Here is a 22,303-nt window from a genome sequence, read left to right as displayed (position 1 = left end):
ACCATGAAATAACGCAAATTAAATGGCTTGCCACAAAATGCCCGCTCATCCTGAGAGGCGACTGCGCAGCCAGATAGCAAGCCTGTGGGGATGATGAAGGGATCAGGACGGAGCCTGTGAAGATAAGGGCAGTAGGGCGCGGCCAGGGCCGACAGACAATGCACCAGGGCTGGCCGCCTCTTGATGGCGGCGCCCTGGTGCATCAGAGAGTAAGGGACGATTAAGAGGCCAACTCATCCAGACGCGCACTCAGGGCGGCGACCTGGCCACGCAACTCGCTGATTTCCTCCTCCAGGGTTTCGACGCGCTCAGCGAGGGCTGCGTTGGAGGCATTCGCCCCGCTGCCGCCAGGCTCGCGTCCTGCGTAGGCACTCACCTCGTCACTCGCGACCCCGCTCACCTCGCCACTGAACAGGTGGGCAAAGCGGGATTCGCGCTTGCCTGGTTCACGGGCCAGCTTGACCACATAGGGGCCCTGCTCCATCAGCTCATGCAACACGGCATCGACCTGGGTCACATCCTCGAACTGGCAGAGCCTGTTGGTACGCGATCGCAGCTCCCCCGGCGTCTGCGGGCCACGCAGCAGCAGCTCGCAGACGATCCCCAGCGCCTGGGCATCGAATTTGAGATCGCCAAACTCGGTATTGCAGAACCTGTGCTGATAACGCGGCACCCGGGCGTTGAATCCGGCCGTATTGACCACCAGTCGCTTGCGGATCAGCTCGTCAACCACGGCGCGGATCTGCAGCTCTTCGAGCTCCAGCACCGGATCTCTATTGCTCTTCTGGTTACAGGCATTGACCAGGGCATTGAGGGACAGTGGGTATTGATCCGGCGTGCTGATCTCTTTCTCGATGAGGCAGCCGATCACCCGGGCTTCTAATGGGCCTAATACCAACTCCATTGCAGACTCCCTTTATAAACAAGATATTGCATTCAGTGCCCTATCTTATCCCGCGGGAGCCCCCCGTCCAGCCTGGCGCCCTGATTTTGCGATAACGCCATGACCTTGGTGAAACAAACAGCAGTCTTGTCGACCAGGCGCCATCACTGGCTGGCTAGCCGCGCCGCATCAGTGAGCCTGCGTTGCCGTGGAGCTGGCAGAGACTGCGGGGCGCTTCTCCAGCGCGGTGGCCACAGAGGTGGATTTACCGCTCAGCAGCGGATCCGCCGGGTAGAGCAGCAATGCCTGCTGGCGCAGAGCCTTGGCCTCCTCCTCTCGCCCCAGGGCATTGAGGGCTATGACCATGTTGGCGTAGATGTTGACGCGGGGAGTATGGCGCACAAACTCTTGTCCCCATGCGAGGTAAGCCGCCAGCTCCTGCAGATTGTTGGTCTGCAAGCCCACCAGCAGGCGCACCGAGTTGACGTCGAATTCGACCCGAGTCAGCCAGGCGAGGGGATTGACGACATCCAGCAACAAGGTGGGTTGCTTGTAGCCGCCCCGCTCATACTTGGTCACCACCCAGGCGGTGTGAATGGCGGTGAGCATGAAAGGTACCACCAGCAGGGGGATGCCGATGGCCAGAAAACGCAACAGCAACCAGGGACGGTAGACATGCTCACGCCAGTCGGGCCCTGGGGTTTGCTCCTCCACCTCACTGTCGAGCACGAAGATGAGCAACAACAAGACCCACCAGTGGGCGATAGAGTGGTAGAAGGGATATTCGGTCTGGCTGTGCAGCACGAGCGGGGTCACCAGGGCCAACAGCGCCAGCCCCTGGCGCCATCTTGCCTGACTCAAGCGCCACAGCAGTGCAACCCCCATCAGCAACATGCCCAGCATGGGGGCTATGCCCCCCTCCACCGCCCAGTAGAGAAACTCGTTGTGGGGATGATCCAGGTTGTACTCAATTTGCACCATGTCTGGCTGCAGCGCCTTGTCGGCCATGTAGTGATGCAAGAACACCGACTCAAAGCTGCCATAGCCCCAGCCACTCCAGGGCGACTGCATGATGAGCTTGATGGCATAAGGCCAGTAGATGGATCTCATGCCGCCGGACTGATAGACCTCCAGCCCCCGTTTGGCCCCGGCAATCAGGTATTGGGATAGCAATCCCAGCAAGATGCCGAGCGAGACCAGCAGCAATACCCGGGTCAGCAGCTTGCGACTCTTGAGCATGGGCAGCAAGAGCCCCAACCCCAGCAGGGCGCCGAGCTGACCCACCCGGGATTGCAGCACGACCAGCAACAAGGGGCACGCCACCATGAGGCCATAGCGTAACCCTTGGAGCCAGCGCCTCTTCAGCCGCCCCTCTCCCTCCAGCCAGACGGCCAGTACCAGGCCGGTGGCCATGAAGCTTGCCATCACATTGGCCTGCTGGAAGATGCCATAGGGGCGATTGGCTCGGGTGTCATAGCCGAGCCAGTTACCCGGCACCAACAGGTAATACTCTATCAACCCGAGAACAGCCTCAATCCCTACCGCGGCCAATACCAGATAAAGCAACTGCTCACGCCTATCTGCATCCAGCGCCCACTGATAGAGGCAAAATAGAAACAACAGGCCGGCAAAGAGCCCCAACAAGCGGGGAATGGCATAGTCCTTTAGCTCAAAACCGGGATAGGCCATGGGCAACAGCAGCAGGAGAGCCCCCACCCAGAGCCAGCCCTGCAAGGATGACCAGACTAGCCGCTGACGCAGTGTGACCTGCCAGAGCCCCAGCCCAATGGCCAGGCTGGCAAACACCCAGCCCCAGGCATTGAACGGCAGGTAGAGCCCTGCACCGCCCGGGTTGTGCATGAAGAAATGCATGCCCAGCAACAGATAGAGTGCGAAGAGTCCAAAAAATCCTTTTTCCAGCATCTGGCCAGCATCCTGAGATTGTCTATTCACCCAGCATAACCCTTTGTCTCAAAAAATAAAAAAGAGGGCCTAAGCCCTCTTTCATCATGCCGATATGGCGTTACTTGACGCTGTCTTGTTCACGGAAGGCATAACGCACCAGCACTATGCCAACCCCCAGCATGCCGCCGAGCAGGGTGGCCAATACCACCACCAATGAGCGTTTGGGCTTGTCCCGGGACAAGGGCTCGCTGGGCGAGGCCAGATAAGCGAACGACTGGAACGGCAGCTCCTCAAGCTTGATGGCCTGGAGGCTGCTCAGTTGCAGGCGCAGATCGCTCAGGGCCGGGTTCAGAATATCGGGGTTGTCGATCTCCTTTAATACTTTGAGTTTCTCTGCCAGAGCACGGGAACCCCATTCGATGGCGAAGCCATCACGGGCATTGAGATTCTCAACAGGAGCATCGATCCCGGCAGCGCGGCTGATGCGCAAGCTGTATTGGGTGCGAAGGATATCGTCTTGCAACTGCTTGAGGGTATCGGCCCTGGCACTCTCATACTGAGTGTTCAGCGTCTTGAGTCGGTTCTGCCAGATGGTATCCAGCTCCTTGCCCTTGGCCGCAGACTCCTGTTGCTGGATAAAGGCGATATATTGCTCCAGACGCTGCTTGGCCTGCTCGGCCGTGTCCGCGGCAAAGGAGATAATGACATCTTCACTCAGCTTGTCCGGGGCCTTGGCGTCTATCCCTTCGGCCATCTTCTTGAGCAGCAGGCGCTTGCCCTTCTCCTCGGTGACCTCAGATTGAGCCGCCTCTGCGTCGAGATAGCCCTTCTCAATCAAGAATTGGCGTTTGTTATTGAAGCTATTGAAACTATTGACGAAGTCACTGTAAAGCGCCTTCTTGTCGAAGGCGGTGAAGGCGGTCGCCGGTACCTGGGCGTTCATCAACTGATTGATATTGAGCTCGAGGGACTCTATCTCCTTGAGGGTCGGCTGCTTGATCTCGGCCTGGCTGACCCAGACTTGAGGCGCCAACATGGCATAGGCGATACCACCAGCCGCAAACAGGGCCGCGATGCCGAGGATGAGTAACTTGCTGCGCCAGAGCGTCACGACAAGCTCTCTCAAATCAATCTCATCACTGGGTCGGTTTTGAGACCAACCTGGCGGTAACGCAGTTTGCTGGGTAGGCAAGGTAGGTTCTTGATTGCTCATGCTGTCACATTTCTCTTATTGGAAATTGGATTGGCTAATCGATACGGCAAGGGTCGCAGCGGTTCTGCCGGGATCAAGCTTGCTGATAGTAGTCACGATACCAGTCGATAAAGGTTTTGACACCTGCTGCCACCGTCATCTGTGGCTGATAGCCAACGGCATCGAACAGGCCCCGAGTATCGGCCCAGGTGGCATGCACATCACCGGGCTGCATCGCCATCATATTCTTGATGGCCGGTTTGCCGATGGCCTGCTCCAACGCCTCGATAAAATCGAGCAGTCGTACCGGGCTGCCATTACCTATGTTGAACAGACGATAGGGGGCCGAACTCTCATCCCTTGCCCCTTGGCTGGCGGTCCACTCAGGGTTGGCAGTCGGCACATGGTCCGCCACCCGTATTATCCCCTCGACGATATCATCCACATGGGTAAAGTCCCGGGACAGCTGGCCCTGGTTATACACATCGATGGGCTCGCCCGCCAGGATAGCCTTGGTGAACTTGAACAGCGCCATGTCGGGTCGACCCCAGGGGCCATAGACGGTGAAGAAACGCAGACCAGTGGTGGGAATGCCATAGAGATGGGAGTAACTGTGCGCCATCAGCTCGTTGGCCTTCTTGCTGGCCGCATAGAGCGAAATGGGGTGATCCACACCATCCGTGGTGGCGAACGGCATCTGGTCGTTAAGGCCATAGACCGAGCTGGATGAGGCGTAGATCAGATGGCCGATGCCATGATGGCGACACCCTTCCAGCACGGTCAGGTGGCCCACCAGGTTGCTGTCGGCGTAGGCAAAGGGGTTATCGAGGGAGTAGCGCACGCCCGCCTGGGCGGCCAGATGAACCACCCGCTCGAAGCCCCCATCGGCAAACAGCTGAGCCATGCCGGTACGATCGGCCAAGTCCAGCCGGATGAATCGAAAGCCGGGCAAAGGGGCCAACTGCGCGAGGCGAGCCTCCTTGAGGCTCACTTCGTAGTAGTCATTGAGGTTGTCGATACCGATCACCTCATGGCCGTCAGCGCAGAGCCGCTGCACCAGATGAAAGCCGATAAAACCAGCGGCGCCTGTGACCAGATACTTCATGGGAACACCTTCAATAGCCTTGGGATAAGCCCCATCCGAGGGTGCAGACAGGGCCTCAATAATTGTTCTCTATTTAGTCGCTACCAAACAGGTCCCGGGTATAGACCTTGTCTGCGACATCGCTCAGCTCGCTTGCCATGCGATTGGAGAGTATCACATCGGATATCTGCTTGAACTCTGCCAGATCGGTGATGACCCGAGAGTTGAAGAAGCTCTGCTCCTTGAGGGCAGGCTCAAACACCACCACCTCGATCCCTTTTGCCTTGATCCGCTTCATCACCCCTTGAATGGCAGAGGCGCGGAAATTATCGGATCCCGATTTCATGATCAAGCGATAGACACCCACCACTTTGGGGCGACGCCGGATGATGGAGTCGGCAATGAAGTCTTTGCGGGTGGTGTTGGCATCGACGATGGCCCGCACCAGATTGTTCGGTACATCGTCGTAGTTGGCCAGCAGCTGCTTGGTGTCCTTGGGCAGGCAATAGCCGCCATAACCAAAGGAGGGATTGTTGTAATGGCTGCCGATCCGTGGATCCAGCCCCACCCCTTCGATGATCTGGCGACTGTCCAGACCATGGGCCTGGGCATAGGTGTCCAGCTCGTTGAAGTAGGCCACCCTCATGGCGAGATAGGTATTGGCAAACAGCTTGATTGCCTCCGCCTCAGTGCTGTCCGTCAACAGCACCGGCACATCCTGCTTGACGGCGCCGCCTTGCAGCAGGGCAGCGAACCGCTCTGCCCGCTCGGAGCGCTCACCCACTATGATGCGCGAGGGATGCAGGTTGTCATGAAGTGCCCGCCCCTCTCGCAAAAACTCGGGTGAAAACATCAAGTTATCGCAACCAAGCTCTTCTTTGAGCGCCTTGGTATAACCCACGGGAACGGTCGATTTGATCACCATCACCGCCGTCGGATTGATGGCTATCACATCCCGGATCACCGCCTCGACCGAGCGGGTATTGAAGTAGTGGGTGTCCGCATCGTAGTCAGTCGGGGTCGCTATGATGACAAAATCAGCCCCTTGATAGGCCTGATGCTTGTCCAGAGTGGCCGTCAAATTGAGCGACTCGTGAGCAAGATAATGCTCCAGCTCGGTATCGGCGATAGGAGACTTGCCCTGATTGATCAACTCAACTTTTTCCGCCACCAGATCGAGGGCGACCACTTCGTTGTGCTGCGCAAGCAGCACGGCATTGGACAGACCGACATAGCCGGTCCCTGCTACGGCAATTTTCACCATGGGTTACCTTGTTGATTAAATTAAGTTTCTTATTTTGAATCAGTAATTGTGTCACAAAATTGCGAGTCGACCCTAACTCAGAATGGCGGGAAGAGAGGTGCATCAGCATCCTTGTCGGACAAGAGCAGCGGGATACCAGTCAAAATGGGCCAGTTAATCGCCAGTACCGGAGAGTCCCAACGAAAACCACACTCTCCCGCCGGAGAATAGTAGTCACTGCATCGATAGAGGACATCGGCCCCCCCGCTCAATACATAGAAACCATGGGCAAAGCCGGGGGGGATCCACATCTGGTGGTCGTTTTCATCGGACAGGATCTGGCCGACCCACTGCCCATATGAAGCTGAGCCCCGGCGCGCATCGACTGCCACGTCGAAGATGGCCCCGCTGACCACTCTGACCAATTTACCCTGTGGTTTATCCACTTGGCAGTGGAGCCCACGCAGGGTGCCCTGCTTGGAGTGACTGTGATTATCCTGCACCAGGGAATAGCTGCCACAGTGGCGCTCAAACTCATCCTGGCGTAGGGTCTCCATAAAATATCCCCGCTCGTCCCTGTGACGAGTGGGGATAAGCAGTTTGACTTCTGGCATGGCAAGGGATTGATACTTCATCATCTGCCTTTAAAAAATTCAGCGGGAGACGAACCCCATAGGGATGAAAGGCGGCAGTGACTGGCATCTCCTGGCAAGCGCTCGAAGCGAGAAAGAGCCTGCGGCGTACTGATGGTCGGGATGCCGCAAATACTGCTCAACATCAGACTGAAGCGGCGCGCGCATCGGCTGATCTGGCCTTTGTTGATGGCCAGGGTCACAGGATAGGGCTGGGTGGCCAATATGAGGTCGTGAGGTGGTTTGGCCAATGAAGAGGCCAATATCATAGTGCTAGCTTAATCACTTGATGAGCTGCCCAAGCGTCTCCCTCACCCCCTCTCGCCAGTCCGGCAGGGCAATGCCAAAAGTCGCACGAAATTTTGCAGTGTCTAGACGGGAATTAAGCGGCCTTGTGGCAGCAACAGGATAGAGATGGCTCGGCACTGGATTTAGCTTGCTCACCTGGCGTTCATATCCCCTTTTTTTAGCCTCAGCAAAGATAAAACGAGCATAGTCGTACCAACTCGTCTCCCCCGCGGCAGTCACATGGTAGAGCCCATCAAGTGCGGGATTAACCAAGGTCTGCTCGATGGCATGCAAGGTCACCTCCGCCAACATAGTGGCAGAGGTCGGTGCGCCAATTTGATCGCAGACAATAGAAAGCCCTTCGCTTTTTTGTCCTTGATACAACATGGTCTTTAAAAAATTTAGCCGATACGGACTGTGCAACCAGCTAGTCCTGAATATCAGATGACGGCAGCCACTGGCCATGATGGCCTGCTCACCTTGCCACTTGCTTTGCCCATAGATATTCACAGGTGCGGGAAGATCCGCTTCTCTCCAAGCCCTATCTCCTCCCCCGTCAAATACGTAATCAGTAGAAAAATGTACCAGTAAGGCCCCAACCCGCTTTGCCGCGTCCGCCACTACCCTTACCGCCTGGCTGTTTACTCGAAAGGCAAGTTCGGGTTCAGCTTCAGCCTGCTCGACCGAGGTATAGGCAACGGCGTTGATAATGACTTCTGGCCGGAACCGGGTGATAGCATTAGTCAATCGAATCGGTTTCAGAAAATCTGCCTCTGCTCGTTCGAGCAGAACCAAGACCTCGTTGCCCATCAACCGATGCAACGTCTGACCTAATTGCCCACTACTGCCCATCAGCAAGATCTGTGGTAGCGAAGACCCTAACGGCTTGTGATTCATAAGAGATGCTGACTCATGTGTAAAATGGCTGCGTTCATGTCAATGGATAGGCGGGTAAGCCTCCGTATTCAAAAACTCGATATCAGTGATGGTGGGAGCCACTGAAGCCGAGCTCAACTCGGCTCGCGCCTTCCATACCAGATCACAAATACCATCGGTGGGTGTAAAGGCAACTGGCGCCTCCAACAATAAATGGCGGAGTTGTTCATGATCGAACTCATGGCAAGCCGCATCGATTTTAGTCAGCAAGATACGCAGCTCTGGCCAAGGCAACATATGTTCATTTGCCATCATTATTCTCGAATGACGAGTCCCTTCTACATTGTCACCAATAAGCAGTTCTTCAAATAGCTTCTCACCCGGGCGTAACCCCGTGATGTCCACTTCGATATCTCCGCTAGGGTTTTGCTCATTTTTCAGCGTTAACCCACTTAGTCGGATCATCCTATGTGCCAACTCGATAATTTTTACCGGCTGTCCCATATCCAGCACAAAAACATCGCCACCACGGCCCATAGCACCTGCCTGGATCACTAACTGGGATGCTTCTGGAATGGTCATAAAATAGCGAATGATATCAGGGTGAGTCACAGTTAGAGGGCCGCCGTCTCTAATTTGTGCACGAAACAGCGGAACTACCGAACCTGAGGAACCGAGTACATTACCAAAACGCACCATACAAAAACGAGTCCGAGTTTGAGCTCGGGCCAATGCTTGCAATATCAGTTCGGCCAAGCGCTTGCTCGCCCCCATAGTATTCGTTGGCCGTACCGCCTTGTCGGTTGAAATAAGAACAAAAGTTTCTACTCCGGCCTTGATCGCTGCCTGAGCACTATAAAGAGTGCCAAATATATTATTGCGTACTCCTTCTACCACATTGTATTCAACCAAGGGAACGTGCTTGTAAGCGGCAGCATGGTAAACAGTTTGTATCTGAAGATTCTCCATGATGGTGCTTAAACGATTTTGACGCTGCACCGACCCCAGCAAGGGTACTATCTCCAATTCAATATTGGCATTCTGGCAAATTTCCTTAAGCTCCTTATCGATTGCATATAAGGCATATTCAGATATCTCGAAAAGCACCAGCCGACTCGGTTTATATCGCACAATTTGACGACACAACTCAGACCCAATAGACCCTCCAGCCCCAGTAACCATGACTCGCTTGCCACTGATGTTGGCATTCATTAATTCAGGAATAGGAGCAACAGGATCTCTACCAAGGAGATCTTCAATCGATACCGTCCTTAGTTCATCGATATGAGCATAACCTGCCACTAAATCAGCCATACCAGGAATAGAAAGCACTTCACAGGGAAAATGCTCCAAGCGTTGAATAACCTCTTGTCGTATACTTCGTGATGCGCTAGGCATGGCCAATAGGATTTTTTTTATGTCAAATCGAGTAATCAACTCAGAGATAAATTCAAGGCTATAGACATTTACTCCCTGAATCACTGCTTTTTTTAAAGCCGGATCATCATCGACAAATGCAACGGGAAAATACTCCTGGCCCTGATTCAAAGCCAACTGTAATTGCCGTCCGGAGGCTCCTGCACCATAGATCAATACTGCCGTACGCTGGCGCTTTCCACGATTGACAAAAGTCCTGAAAAACAGGCGAACCCCTCCCACCAACAACACAGCAAAAGAAAAATAAATAACAGATACAGTTCTTGGTAGCGATGCTTCCATGAAGAAAGCCAGCATCACAAGTACCATTGTAGAAATAAATACCCCTAGTGATACCGTCCATAACACTTTAAATCCAACGTAGCGTAACACCGCCCGATATAGCCCCAACCGCATAAAAATAATGATAGTAATCGGAAGAAGCAGCGCTAACATTTGCCAATGAATGACACTCTGCAACGGTATCTTTACATCTAATCTTACCCAATACCCTCCCCAAAACGCCAATGAGATCAATATTGAATCAGTGAATACACTAATTATTCGCTTGTATAATCTAGGAATACCAAGAAAAGAAGTTAACATGATCCCACCGTACAGTTTTAATAAGGAAAAATAAAGTATTCAACATCACCTAAAGAGATTCCCTTATTTACATGCCAATGACAAAACTTCTGCCACAGCTCGGCAGGTGCGCGTCATTTCATTAACCGTCAAGGTGGGATGTACTAACATCATTATACTGGTTTCTCCTAATAGCTTTGCATTAGCAAGTCGGATTTTGGGGCGCCATGATGTATTGTCAAACGCTTTTTCCAAATATACCTCTGAGCAACTCCCTTGATAGCAAGGTATACCACGCGCCACTATTTCATCAATAATTCGATCGCGATTCCACCCCTCAGCCAAATTCTCTGGATTAACAAAAAAATAATGCTTGTATTCAGCATGCGTCACATTATTTGGCACCTTAACCAAGCGCAATACAGGGAATTTCTCCACGACAGCATCCAATTGGGCCGCATTGGAAATGCGAGCTGCCGTCCAACTATCCATACGCTTAAGTTGAATTCGGCCAATAACAGCTTGCATCTCCATCATCCGCCAATTGGTACCAAAACTATCATGCACCCAGCGAAAACCTGGTGTATGTTGCTTGCTATATACAGAGTCAAAATTTTTACCATGATCTTTATAAGACCACATTGCTTGCCACAAAGCTTTATCATTAGTAGTAACCATCCCCCCCTCACCACCGGTAGTCATTATTTTATCTTGGCAAAATGACCAAGCCCCAACATGGCCAATAGAGCCCACCGAGCGTCCTTTATACTTGGCACCATGTGCTTGAGCACAATCTTCAATTACCGAAAAACCTTTTTCAGCTGCCAGCGCCATGATAGGATCCATATCTGCTGGCATCCCAGCCAAGTGCACAACAATGACTGCCTTTGTATGTGGAGTCAGCACAGCATTAATTGTCTCAGCAGTAATATTCTGACTATTAAGATCAACATCAGCAAATACTGGATTTGCTCCAGCTGTTACCACAGTGGAGACCGAGGCCAAAAAAGTCCTTGGTGTCACAACAACATCATCCCCTGCCCCAACACCGATAGCTTTAAGCGCTACATCCAATGCCAAAGTACCATTAGCTAATGCAATCGCATAATCGGTATCAGCCCAGGCCGAAAACTCTTTTTCAAACTCACGACACTCATTACCTGTCCAGTAATTAACTTTATTTGACAAGATAACTTTACTAACCGCATCAGCCTCTTGTTGTGTAAAAGAAGGCCAAGGAGAAAAAGAAGTATTGAGCATGACATGTCCCTTACTACTAATAAATTTTATTAATGAGAAATAATAACAGCAGGAGTACCAACCACAGTTTTATAGTTTGGTACATCTCTAATCACTGTTGCTCCAGCACCAACGACCGCTTCATTACCCACCGTAATCAATTGTTTTATTTGTGCACCAATACCAACCCAGCTTAACTGGCCTACGTTGACAGATCCGGCTAAATTCGCACCGGGACTAATATGAACTCCATCAGATAAAATACAATCATGGTCTATGCTCGAGGCCGTATTTATAATGCAGCCCTTACCAACATTGGCGAACGCATTAATTACTGCATTCGCCATCACAACAGTACCTACTCCTAAGCTGGCATAACGGCTGACTGCCGCATTGGGATGAATCAATGGTTTAAGAATAGCTCCAGCTTTCAGTAACAAGAGTATCTTTTGCAAACGAGTAGCATTGTTACCAATCGCAACCACTATCAAGTCATAATCATGGGCAACTTCCAGCAAACTGGAAAAATCACCCAAAATGGCCCAATGATAAAGAGTCGTTAATTGTGGCCAATCGTCATCAAAAAAATCAATTTTCATAAAGCCATTTAGTTCGGCCATATCAGCTATCACCTTACCATGACCACTTGCACCTAAAATGGCACATCTTGGTATAGCTAGCTTAGTCATTACTATTCCCTTTAAACGGTTCAATGGTGACATGACCTTCTGCCGAAATATTTTCCTTGAGCAGCACTTTTTTTACTGTTAAAAATAATATTTTAATATCGATCCAGAATGAATAATTCTCGACATACCACACATCTAGCTTGAATTTCTCATCCCAGCCAATACCATTACGGCCATTGATCTGAGCCCAACCAGTTACCCCAGGACGAACCTCATGGCGACGAGCCTGTTCTAAGCTATAGAGTGGAAGATATTGCATCAATAATGGCCTTGGTCCCACTAAGCTCATTTCCCCCTTTAAGACATTCCATAACTCAGGTAACTCGTCAAGACTGGCATCACGCAATTTGTTACCAAACGGAGTCATCCGCTCCGCATCTGGTAATGGATTACCTTGTATATCTACAGCATCCTTCATAGTCCGAAATTTAACCATACGAAATGGTCTACCATGCAAACCGGGACGAGTTTGATAAAAAAGGGGTGGTGAACCTAATTCTTTACGTATTTTCCACCATATAAAAGCCATCACAGGGGAGAACAATATCAGTGCAAATAAAGCTAGTAAGAAATCAAATACTCGCTTAATCATTTAAAGCCCTTACCAAGGTGTCTTCCAATTTTTTCGCCATAAAATCACGCGAATACTCATTATAAGCTAATTGATGGCAGGCATTTTTAGCTCGCTGATATTGTTCATCATCATAAAGAAATTCATGCAAAATGGATGCTGATAATTCAGTATCATAAGGATTTAATACTACGCCGCACTGATTTTCTTCAATAAGTATTTGTTGCCAGCCACCATAATTGATGGCTATTGGTGTACCCGACGCCAGCGCATCAAATAATTTGTTAGCAGAGTTATGCCACATCTCTTTAATTGGACCAAAGAGAGAGAGTGATAAGTCAGCAGCGGATAACAATCGTACTATTTCTGTCTTGGCTACAGGTTCAAATACATAAAAGTTAACATTGAGCACACCGATCTCTTCGGCATAACGCACCACATCATTTTTTTGCATCCCATCACCAATGGCTACAAAACAAATATCATTACCAAGTTTTAACGAAGAAAGTGCAAGCTCAACCATATACTTGATGTTATTAATTAATCCAAAAGTACCTGTATAAACGACTAGCTTGCGGCCATTAACAAATGACCATTTGTTTAGCTTATATTCTATTCCAATATCTTTTGAAACATCAAATAACGATGTATCACAACTATTCGTCGCTAAAGTCACCAACTCAGGTGCAATGCCCTTTTGAATGATACCATCACACATACCTGGCGAAAGACCAACTAACCGCTTGGCATTCTTGTATGCAAAGACCTCAAGCCATTTTGCTAACTTGATAGCCACCGGATTTTTGAGCACACCAATGGCAATCGGTAGTTCAGGCCAGAGATCTCTCACTTCAAAAACCATTGGTATATTTTTAATTTTTGAGTATATGACAGCAGGTATAGCTATCGTCAGCGGAGTACTAGTAGCCAATACAACATCTGATTTAATTGTAAGAGCTTTAATTGTTGCACGAATAGAAAAGTTGATAAACTTTATAATTCTATTAAAAAAGCTGTCTTTATTGGAATATGCCATGTGTAAAACATTCAATTTAATACCGTCTAATTCTAATTGGTTCCACCCTTGATGAAAATGAAATTGAGATGAAATAAAAGCAGATGAAGTAATAAACTCAACATCATGGCCATTTTTAACAAATCGCTTTGCCATTTCATAGGATCGAGTTCCAGCACTAGAATTTGGAGTTGCAAAATATTGATGTAGATATAATATTTTCAAAACATCGCTCGCTATTGAATAGTGTTTTTAATAAAGTCTTTACTTGTCATATTAAAGTGCGACATTGCTTTATTAAATTGAATAGTATTCATCCCATTCTGTACGTTGTTAGTTTCTAAACCTTTTCCCAAAGAAAATAAAACTGGTATAAAATGTATATTTATATTCATAACTAATTTACAACCAAATCCTTTTTTCATGGTACAAAATTTATACCAGACATCATCTGCATACTCACAATTCGCTAGGATATTGTTAATATCAAACATGTCATCTGAAAGCGAGTCCTTAGGATAGCAAATCCCTGAAACACCTGTAGGCATTAATAATGAATCGTTTTCATTACAAATATCGACATCAGTTATCCACTCCCTATAATCTGTTGATTCTCCATCACTGTTAAATTTGATCGATTTTCCTCTGTAGCAGTACACATATCCTAGAACTGAATCATTTGATTCTTTAAATTTTTGAAGCCAGTATGTAGGGTAAAAAACATCATCATCAGCAGTAACTACATAGTTAAATTTATAGTTTTTTCTATTTTGACAGAAATGAGTTAGTTTCTTATATGAGCGCAAGTTTTCATGATTAAAGTTAATCTCGATACCTCTTGACTGAAGCCGTTTGAGAGTACTAGGTAGTTTCCTATCTGGTAAGTCCTCATCACTTAACCATAAAATAATTCTAGATGCTTTGTATTTTTGATTAATTAGACTTTCTATAGTAAGAAAAACATACTTTAATCGCTTATTATATGTTGTCAAACTAATGATGTACTCCCCATCCTTGTTGAAGGTAATCTTACGTCTAGAAAATAAATTAACACAAAAATAATATACGCTTAGGATAAATGAATTAATAATTATTACGATTTTTTCCATTTTAAATCCTTTACCATCAAAAAAATAAAAATAAAAACAAACATAAAATGCGGTTGATCTAATGGGCTTACTGAAAGTGCTGAAATACCATTGAAAAGAAATAAATAATAACAAGAAATTGAAAACAATGTGTTTTTTATGTGGTAATAATAAATTAACGCTACAAATAGGACGGGAGATAACATCACCCCTGCACTACCAAAATCACGGTAAATGGAAAAAAAAATAGTTCCAAATGCGTTCACATACTTAGGAGTACCACTACCTATATTAATTTTCTCATTGAGATATGTAATATTTTCTATCGAAATCGGTGTGAAATACTTAGGGTCAGATAAAAAAATCTCGAAATAATATTTAAGTGGTAATGTTAGATGGCCTAATAAATTTAGGCCAAATGTATGATCATGAATTAATGATAATTGATTCTGAAAATTCAAGTCAAAGATTGAGATACCTAGACTAAAGTAGCTTAATGGGTAATACATTACAATACCAAATATATCAAACGAACCAAATCGATTTGCAGCTGATAAAAACACAACACCAATAAATATTAAAATAAGCAAGGTAAGTTTTTTCTTATTTCTGTTAATTGGACTTAATGCGTCTAACCGTTTATTCAAAAACAAAAAAAACAAAACAATAATAACGAGGAAAACAGGATAATTAACTTGGAACAAGTATGTATAGATAAATAGTTGGCTAATCACAAAAAACATCTGCTGATAGTTCACTACATTTTTAGTGTGTATACTTGCTACCTGTACAAAAAAGACACTAACTAGCGAAGGATATACATAGATTTTTAGTAATGTATCAACCAACCCAATACCTGAAACTAACCCCCCGCCATCAATCTCCCCCCCCCGTCTCATCAAAAAATACTCTGAAAATGGAGTAACTAACATCGCTGACTTAAAAACAGAAAATACCAATATAACAAATGGTATGACATGAAAAAATACAATTTTAAGTTTCGATAAATTCAAATCATGTTGAAAATATTCTGTGCCATAATTATTTACGGCTCTATCTCTAATCAGAAACGAACTGAGTATAAATATCAATGCTGCAGATATAAAAAAAAACACTGTGTAAGGTGATAAATCCTTATACATCATAAAACCAGATATATTAATGATTAGAGATACAAACCAGAACAATCCAATAAAAAAAATACTCAGCTTCATAAAAATACCTTTCTTATCACTCTACGAATAAAAAGTGATATTTTTATTTTTTTAATGTTTTTCATTGCAAATATTAACACATCTTGGTATTCATAGTTCCGTATACCTAATATTATGCAGTCTTGTAATTCTTCGGCTATTTTTTTATCAAATAAACTTTTATATTTCGGAAGAAATAAATCTGAAACATGTTGGATATCTGAAATAAAAGCATATGTATTGGAAAACTTAACATTTAAATTTTTCAAATTAGCCTCAGACCAAGAACCAGAAGATTGAACTCTGTATGTGCTCATAACTTCATTCAGCGCAACGATTTTTTTTCCTTTATTAGCGGCAAAAATTTCAACAAAAAAATCACCTACGCCTGCCTTAAATAACATTGATTTTAATTCATCATGGTGTTCAACTAATGATTTCCTAAAAAAATACGATGACGTTGGGGAAAATTGTCCAGGGTTAAGAAAAATATCATCAAGCGAATATCTATCTTTTTCAAAACACCAATTTGTATTCTCAATAAGTTGGCCATTCTTTAGGCCAGCAGCACTGTGTATACATAAATTTGACTCAATGTCATTTTCCAACGCATCGAATTGTTTTGATAATTTTTCTCTATCGCTCCAAAAATCATCCCCTTCACATATAGCAATATACTTACCACGTAATTTTTTATATACGAATTTAAATGGTGATATTCCTTTGGAGAATTGATTGCTGTGATGTGATATAACATTAATAACATTTGGATATTTCTCTTTATAAAGCATAATGATTTCAAGTGTTTTATCACTAGAACAATCATCATTTATTATTATCTCAAATGGAAAGGATGTCTGCTGATTAATGAAACCATTGAGAGCATCAGATATGAATTCTTCGTGGTTATATGCAGTACAAACTATTGAAACCAATATTTCACTGCCTTCCCATTCAGCAATTAAGTCATCCTCTGACGTCAACATTTCAATTTGATTTGATACATAAGATAATGAAATCAAAACTATCTCCAAACATTATATATCGGATGACTGAAAAACAGACATAGCGTTACCTGATCTAACAGCGAGTGCAATTTCGAAGTGCAACATTTACCTATGCTACCTAACTGCACTGCAGGGCAAGAGCCTGAAAAACCTCATCCTGCAAAGACTCGCGCTAAGTACGCGGCTCAACGCAGCCTTCAGCCACTAGGCTGTTCAGTACTACACCAATTCTTGATGGCTTTCAGCCTATCCAGAACGTGAACGAACATCTGCTGGCATATGTTTAGGCCAATTGCTAATCTAGCGGCCAGTTAGACATAATTTTAGTTTCAAAAACAATAATTATAATAACGTAAGCGTTCACCAGGGCAGGGGGGAAATTCACCGTGAAGCTGTATGAACGCCAAAATTCAGACGGATTATCTGCCACACCCACATTGCACTTGGTTGTTGCAGATAATTTATCTACAACCCACAGTGAGATTCGATTGTCAAGATACCCGATAAACGGTTACATAATAACCTGTAGTGGTGCATAAAAATATTAAATGCAGGCTGACTTCATAAAGTGAAAAAACTACCATTCAACAACACATCCAGCCCATGAATAACCTACGCCAAATCCACAAACAAGAACTTTATCACCATTTTTTAATTTACCTTGCTTGATCGCCTTTTCAATACCTAAAGGAATGGATGAGGATACAGTATTACCATAATCTTCATAGGATATTAAAAATTGTTCTTCGGTGAAGCCCGTTTTAATTCTTAACTTATCTAACATGAATTTATTTGCTTGATGGAATATAACTCGTTCAATATTCTCTTGCTTCAGGTTTGCAGACTCAAGGATCTTCCCAACACTTTTAGGTACTGTCTTCAATGAAAATGTCAATATTTCCGCACCATTCATATAAAGGTTACTTAAGGAGCGTTTGTTACCACTTGCATCCTCAGTCTCAAGACGTGAATCATTTGACATGGGATACTTTGAACCACCATGAGGAACGATGAGATTGCGAGCGCCCTTACCATCTGTTCCAAATTGAAAACCATGAATATATTCAGTTTGTGATAGTTTGCCTTCAATCAGTGTTGCGGTAGCGGCATCACCAAATAAAGTGCGAACACTCTTATCATTATGGTTTATATAGCGAGAGTAAAGCTCTGATGTCAAAAGTAATACTTTCTTAGCCTGCTTGGATTCAATGAGCGCCTTAGCTAAACTCAAACCATACACGTAACCAGAACAACCTAAATTAAAATCGAGTGCTCCTGCCGTAGTCGGAATATCAAGTTCATGTTGAACTATGCATGCGGTAGTTGGCAGAAGATAATCAGGGCTTTGCGTGCACAAAAGAATATAGTCAATTTGCTCCGGTAAGACATTATTCTTGTCAAATAAGTTCTTTGCCGAATTTACAGCCATGCTAGAGCAAGTTTCATTTGCTGATGCTATATGCCGAGATCGTATTCCAGTTTTTTCGTATATTTTTTCTACGCTCCACTCTGGATACTCCATAGCAAGCTGTTCATTTGTAAGCACATTTTCAGGAAGGTATGACGCCACACAAGATATAAACGCTTTTAATGTTTCTTGTTCAGTGCGCACTGTAACCTCCATCAACAAACAATGTTGTGCCTGTTATCCATTTAGATAAATCGCTGCTCAAAAAACCAGCAGCATGGGCAACATCTTCTGGCTCACCAAAGCCTAATGGATGTTTCTGCAAAAGTTTTGATAGTTGCTCTTCTGTTATGTGCTTTGAAAAGTCATGTAACATTTCAGTCTTAATCATTCCAGGCGCGAGACAGTTCACCCTGATATTTATTCTCGCCAATTCCATCGCCAGTGACTTTGCTAATCCTTCTAAAGCTGCTTTACTGGCAGCATATGTTGAATTTGCTGGTTCGCCACAACTAGCTGCAACAGAACTTAGAAAAACAACACTAGTGCCTAGTGGGTTAAATCGACCTTTCTTCCTAAGAAATTTAACGATAAACTGAGCACTTTTTACGTTAGCACTAAAGCAATCATCAAAGTCTTTTTCTTGTAAAGCTTGTAAAGGCAATGTTTTTTTGATCCCAGCACAGTGTACAATTCCATCTAGCACACCGACTTTATCAGATATAGAATCCATTAATAACTGTATTGCTTCCACAGAATCCAAGTTTGCAGTCAGTGCTGTATGTGTGTGGCCTGATAAAGAAACTAATGTTTCATTTAACCTTTGTTGATTACGGCCTGTAATTACCAGTCTTGCACCTTGGCAACTAAAATACTGTGCAATAGCACGACCGATACCCGATGAAGCCCCGGTCACTAGAATGGTTTTATCTTGCAACATACTAGTTATCATTTATTAAAACCTCGACAGGCAACAGTATACTCTCACTCAGATCGCACATTACAGCTCCCCATGAAAGTCCAACACCAAAACCGATTAGCAGAGTATTTTTATAATTTTCTCGTTTTCTTGCACACAAAGTGACTGGTATAGACGCACAACTGGTATTGCCATATTCATTGATGCTAATTGCAACTTGTTCAGATAAAAAATTAGATTTTTTTGCTAGGTGCTTAAGCATAAAATGATTTGCTTGATGGTAAATACAAGCATCTATGTCACTTGAGCTTAAGCTTAATTCTTGTAGAAATTTATTTACTAATGCAGGTACGGTCTTCAACGTAAAAGTGAAAACCTCTCCTCCATTCATTTCAAGAAATGCATTATTTGCACCTCTGTTTACATCAGAGCTGATTTGATTTCGCGCTACGATATTTTCCCAGCCTGAGCCATTACTGCCTAGTTCAAATTGCAATAATTTATTATCTTCATATTGTAATGCAGTGGCGCTACCTGCATCACCAAAGAGTAGTTCAGTACTTCTATCACCAGGCTTAACAATTTTACTAATCGTATCACCAACCAAAAGTAGAACTTTTTTAATACCTGAATTGACTAAGCTAGCTGCAACATTTAAACCATACACATAACCAGAGCAACCGAGGTTTATATCAAACGCCATGACGGTTTCTGGTAAGCCTAACTTATGTTGTAATATACATGCCGTTGCAGGTAATTGATAATCAGGGGTTTGAGATACAAATATAAGTGCACCAATATCTTGAACATCCCACTTCAAATTCAATAGTAATTGACGTGCTGCTTGTAAGCATAGGTCTGCGGATGTGGTTGTCTCATCAACAACGTAACGACTTTCAACGCCTATACTGGAAATAAGCTTGAGGGTTTCTTTATCACCGTATACTTGCGATAAGTCAACATTGTTGATTTTCGTGGTTGGTACAACACATGAAATCCCCTTAATAGCAACATTTTTTATAGCAAGCATCAGAAACCCTCAAGGTTTTATTATTTAACCAAATTAACTAAGTCAGCAACACACTTTACAGAACTTACATCTGCTGGCGCGATTAGCTGATCAAAGTTCGAGTCGATCTCAGATATGAATGTTACAACAGCCAAGGAGTCCCAAAGCCCGTCATGCAGTTCCATTTCAAGAGTAAGGTTTTCTACATCGATCTCGATAATGTCAGCAATGATTTCTAAGATTTGCGTTTTTTTATTCATTAAATCCTCACTTGATTTTTTTGGCTGGATTACCAAACATGGTTGTCCCTGGTTTCACTTTACTAATAACAACACTTCCTGCGCCTATTATTGCTCCTTGACCAACTTTAACTTTAGGGATAATTAACGCGTGCGACCCCATAAAGACTTTATTATCCAAATAAACATGCCCAGTCACATCGCAATGACCACTTAGCGTGCAAAAGTCACCTAATGTTACGTCATGGCCAACTGATGAGTAAGCATTAACAGTCACTGCAACTCCAACTTGTATATCAGTGGTTAACGTAGCATATGGACAGACTACTGTGCCTTCTCCAATTGCCACATTCTCACCAATAAATGCAGTCTCATGTATATAGGTCAGTATCTTAACACCTAGACTTTTATAGTGTTCATACAGTTTTTCTTTGAAATCACAATCGGAAACTGCAATGATAACAGCATCAGTTACATCTAGCTTGTTACTTATTGCTTGATCGACGATCTTGAAACCAATATTAAATCCATTTAAATCTGACGGATAATCAGACAAGAATCCTTCAAGCTTAAAACCATCTACAATAAATTCTTTTTTTGAGATATAAGAATATATTTCTCTTGCAAATCCGCCTGCACCAACCAGATACAACTTATTCATATCTAACAGCTCATTAATTTTTAGTTAAAAATCATTGTCAACAATTTTTAATTGTCTCGATAATTTGCATTTGCTCATCGGCACTCAATTCGTGGAATATTGGCAAACAAAGCACTTTATCCGCCAGTTGGTTAGCCTCGGGCAGTTGGCCAATCTGCGCACTTGGCAATCCGCGGTACATCGGCATATTGCTGATTAATGGATAGAAATAGCGACGTGACAAAATATTATTTACCTTTAATTTTTCATACAATTCATCGCGGCTAAGTGGGTAATCAGCTTCAACCAAAATGGGGAAGTAGGAGTAGTTACTGTTAGCTTCAGGATGATGTTGATAGATGGTAATACCCTGCACATCGGCCAATGCAGTGCGATATCTGGTATCGACAGCTTGGCGTTGCTGCATAGCTTGATCAATATGTTTGAGCTGCACCAGACCGAAGGCGGCATTGATTTCACTCATTTTGCCGTTGATACCTGGAGCTGTTACAGTCAGCTCGTCGGCGATGCCAAAGTTTTTCAAACAGTCAATACGCTGTTTGGTTTTAGCATCTGGGCTGATAATGGCACCGCCTTCAAACGTATTAAACACCTTAGTAGCATGAAAACTAAGAATAGAAAGATCACCCCATTTAAGTAGGCTTTCACCTTTATAATTTACTCCAAATGCATGGGCTGCATCATATATAACCTTGAGACCATAGCTATCAGCAATCTTCTGAATTGCTGCGACATCACAAGGGTTAGAGTAACAATGTACCGGCATAATTGCTGTGGTTCGCGGGGTAATAGCCGCTTCTATCTTGGCCGGATCAAGATTAAATGTTTCAGGATCGATATCGACAAAGACCGGTTCTAAACCATTCCACATAATCGAGTGGCTAGTGGCAACAAATGAATAAGGGGTAGTAATCACTTCCCCGTTGATACGCATCGCTTGCAAGGCGGTGATCAAAGCAATTGTGGCATTATTAAAAATGGATATATGCTCAACACCTAGATAGCGACAGAGCTCTGCCTCCAATTGCTGATGAAATGGACCGTTGTTAGTAAGCCAACGATTATCCCAAATTTTTTCAAGATAAGGAATAAACTCACTCAGTTCAGGAAGAAATGGCTGAGTGACAGGGATATTTTTATTGTTCATGTTAGGTTCCAATA

The 22,303-nt window shown here is 45.0% G+C and carries 21 protein-coding genes; all 21 read right to left on the bottom strand.

Annotated features, from left to right (window positions below; all coding sequences use genetic code 11):
• Positions 1-220: 220 nt before the first annotated feature.
• Positions 221-904 (bottom strand): YceH family protein, encoded by a 684-nt coding sequence (locus tag M2366_RS07435; RefSeq protein ID WP_259269333.1) that lies wholly within the window; start codon positions 902-904, stop codon positions 221-223.
• Positions 905-1,072: 168 nt separating this feature from the next.
• The gene (locus M2366_RS07430; protein WP_259269454.1) at positions 1,073-2,806 is read right to left on the bottom strand and encodes a PglL family O-oligosaccharyltransferase; all 1,734 of its coding nucleotides are present in this window, start codon (positions 2,804-2,806) and stop codon (positions 1,073-1,075) included.
• Positions 2,807-2,906: 100 nt separating this feature from the next.
• Positions 2,907-3,914, bottom strand: a complete 1,008-nt coding sequence (locus M2366_RS07425; RefSeq protein ID WP_259269332.1) for an LPS O-antigen chain length determinant protein WzzB — start codon at positions 3,912-3,914, stop codon at positions 2,907-2,909.
• Positions 3,915-4,074: 160 nt separating this feature from the next.
• Positions 4,075-5,085: an NAD-dependent epimerase gene (locus M2366_RS07420; RefSeq protein WP_259269331.1), complete on the bottom strand. Its 1,011-nt coding sequence runs from the start codon at positions 5,083-5,085 to the stop codon at positions 4,075-4,077.
• Positions 5,086-5,158: 73 nt separating this feature from the next.
• The gene (locus tag M2366_RS07415; protein ID WP_259269330.1) at positions 5,159-6,325 is read right to left on the bottom strand and encodes a nucleotide sugar dehydrogenase; all 1,167 of its coding nucleotides are present in this window, start codon (positions 6,323-6,325) and stop codon (positions 5,159-5,161) included.
• 80 nt (positions 6,326-6,405) lie between these two features.
• A complete protein-coding gene (rfbC, locus tag M2366_RS07410) occupies positions 6,406-6,921 on the bottom strand; it encodes a dTDP-4-dehydrorhamnose 3,5-epimerase (protein WP_310508865.1) in 516 nt (171 codons plus the stop codon).
• Positions 6,922-7,221: 300 nt separating this feature from the next.
• On the bottom strand, positions 7,222-8,124 hold the full coding sequence (gene rfbD, locus M2366_RS07405; RefSeq protein ID WP_259269328.1) for a dTDP-4-dehydrorhamnose reductase: 903 nt from the start codon (positions 8,122-8,124) through the stop codon (positions 7,222-7,224).
• Between the two features lie 39 nt (positions 8,125-8,163).
• A complete protein-coding gene (locus tag M2366_RS07400; RefSeq protein WP_310508864.1) occupies positions 8,164-10,125 on the bottom strand; it encodes a nucleoside-diphosphate sugar epimerase/dehydratase in 1,962 nt (653 codons plus the stop codon).
• 63 nt (positions 10,126-10,188) lie between these two features.
• Positions 10,189-11,364, bottom strand: coding sequence for a DegT/DnrJ/EryC1/StrS aminotransferase family protein (locus tag M2366_RS07395; RefSeq protein ID WP_259269327.1), 1,176 nt, complete (start codon positions 11,362-11,364; stop codon positions 10,189-10,191).
• A 29-nt stretch (positions 11,365-11,393) separates the two neighbouring features.
• On the bottom strand, positions 11,394-12,032 hold the full coding sequence (locus M2366_RS07390) for an acetyltransferase (protein ID WP_259269326.1): 639 nt from the start codon (positions 12,030-12,032) through the stop codon (positions 11,394-11,396).
• Positions 12,025-12,624, bottom strand: a complete 600-nt coding sequence (locus M2366_RS07385; RefSeq protein ID WP_259269325.1) for a sugar transferase — start codon at positions 12,622-12,624, stop codon at positions 12,025-12,027. The genes M2366_RS07390 and M2366_RS07385 overlap by 8 nt, the downstream gene beginning before the upstream one ends.
• Positions 12,617-13,843, bottom strand: coding sequence for a glycosyltransferase family 4 protein (locus M2366_RS07380; protein ID WP_259269324.1), 1,227 nt, complete (start codon positions 13,841-13,843; stop codon positions 12,617-12,619). Before M2366_RS07380 ends, M2366_RS07385 begins: the two co-directional genes overlap by 8 nt.
• An 11-nt stretch (positions 13,844-13,854) precedes the next feature.
• Positions 13,855-14,727, bottom strand: a complete 873-nt coding sequence (locus M2366_RS07375; RefSeq protein WP_259269323.1) for a glycosyltransferase family A protein — start codon at positions 14,725-14,727, stop codon at positions 13,855-13,857.
• Entirely contained in the window at positions 14,712-15,920 is a 1,209-nt protein-coding gene (locus M2366_RS07370; RefSeq protein WP_259269322.1) for an O-antigen polymerase, read from the bottom strand. Before M2366_RS07370 ends, M2366_RS07375 begins: the two co-directional genes overlap by 16 nt.
• Complete coding sequence (locus tag M2366_RS07365) at positions 15,917-16,921, bottom strand: glycosyltransferase (RefSeq protein ID WP_259269321.1); 1,005 nt, start codon at positions 16,919-16,921, stop codon at positions 15,917-15,919. Before M2366_RS07365 ends, M2366_RS07370 begins: the two co-directional genes overlap by 4 nt.
• A gap of 562 nt (positions 16,922-17,483) precedes the next feature.
• Positions 17,484-18,518, bottom strand: coding sequence for a 3-oxoacyl-ACP synthase III family protein (locus tag M2366_RS07360; RefSeq protein ID WP_259269320.1), 1,035 nt, complete (start codon positions 18,516-18,518; stop codon positions 17,484-17,486).
• On the bottom strand, positions 18,508-19,254 hold the full coding sequence (locus M2366_RS07355; protein ID WP_259269319.1) for an SDR family NAD(P)-dependent oxidoreductase: 747 nt from the start codon (positions 19,252-19,254) through the stop codon (positions 18,508-18,510). The genes M2366_RS07360 and M2366_RS07355 overlap by 11 nt, the downstream gene beginning before the upstream one ends.
• Position 19,255: 1 nt before the next feature.
• Complete coding sequence (locus M2366_RS07350; protein ID WP_259269318.1) at positions 19,256-20,263, bottom strand: ketoacyl-ACP synthase III; 1,008 nt, start codon at positions 20,261-20,263, stop codon at positions 19,256-19,258.
• A 20-nt stretch (positions 20,264-20,283) separates the two neighbouring features.
• On the bottom strand, positions 20,284-20,502 hold the full coding sequence (locus M2366_RS07345) for a phosphopantetheine-binding protein (RefSeq protein ID WP_259269317.1): 219 nt from the start codon (positions 20,500-20,502) through the stop codon (positions 20,284-20,286).
• Positions 20,503-20,509: 7 nt separating this feature from the next.
• The gene (locus M2366_RS07340) at positions 20,510-21,142 is read right to left on the bottom strand and encodes a NeuD/PglB/VioB family sugar acetyltransferase (RefSeq protein ID WP_259269316.1); all 633 of its coding nucleotides are present in this window, start codon (positions 21,140-21,142) and stop codon (positions 20,510-20,512) included.
• A gap of 37 nt (positions 21,143-21,179) precedes the next feature.
• Positions 21,180-22,289: a dTDP-4-amino-4,6-dideoxy-D-glucose aminotransferase VioA gene (gene vioA, locus M2366_RS07335; RefSeq protein ID WP_259269315.1), complete on the bottom strand. Its 1,110-nt coding sequence runs from the start codon at positions 22,287-22,289 to the stop codon at positions 21,180-21,182.
• Positions 22,290-22,303: the final 14 nt, after the last annotated feature.

Source organism: Aeromonas sp. BIGb0405, from assembly GCF_024807335.1.
Lineage (GTDB): Bacteria > Pseudomonadota > Gammaproteobacteria > Enterobacterales > Aeromonadaceae > Aeromonas > Aeromonas rivuli.
The sequence above is the reverse complement of the archived record's forward strand: the minus strand, read 5'-3'. Positions and strand labels throughout refer to the sequence as shown.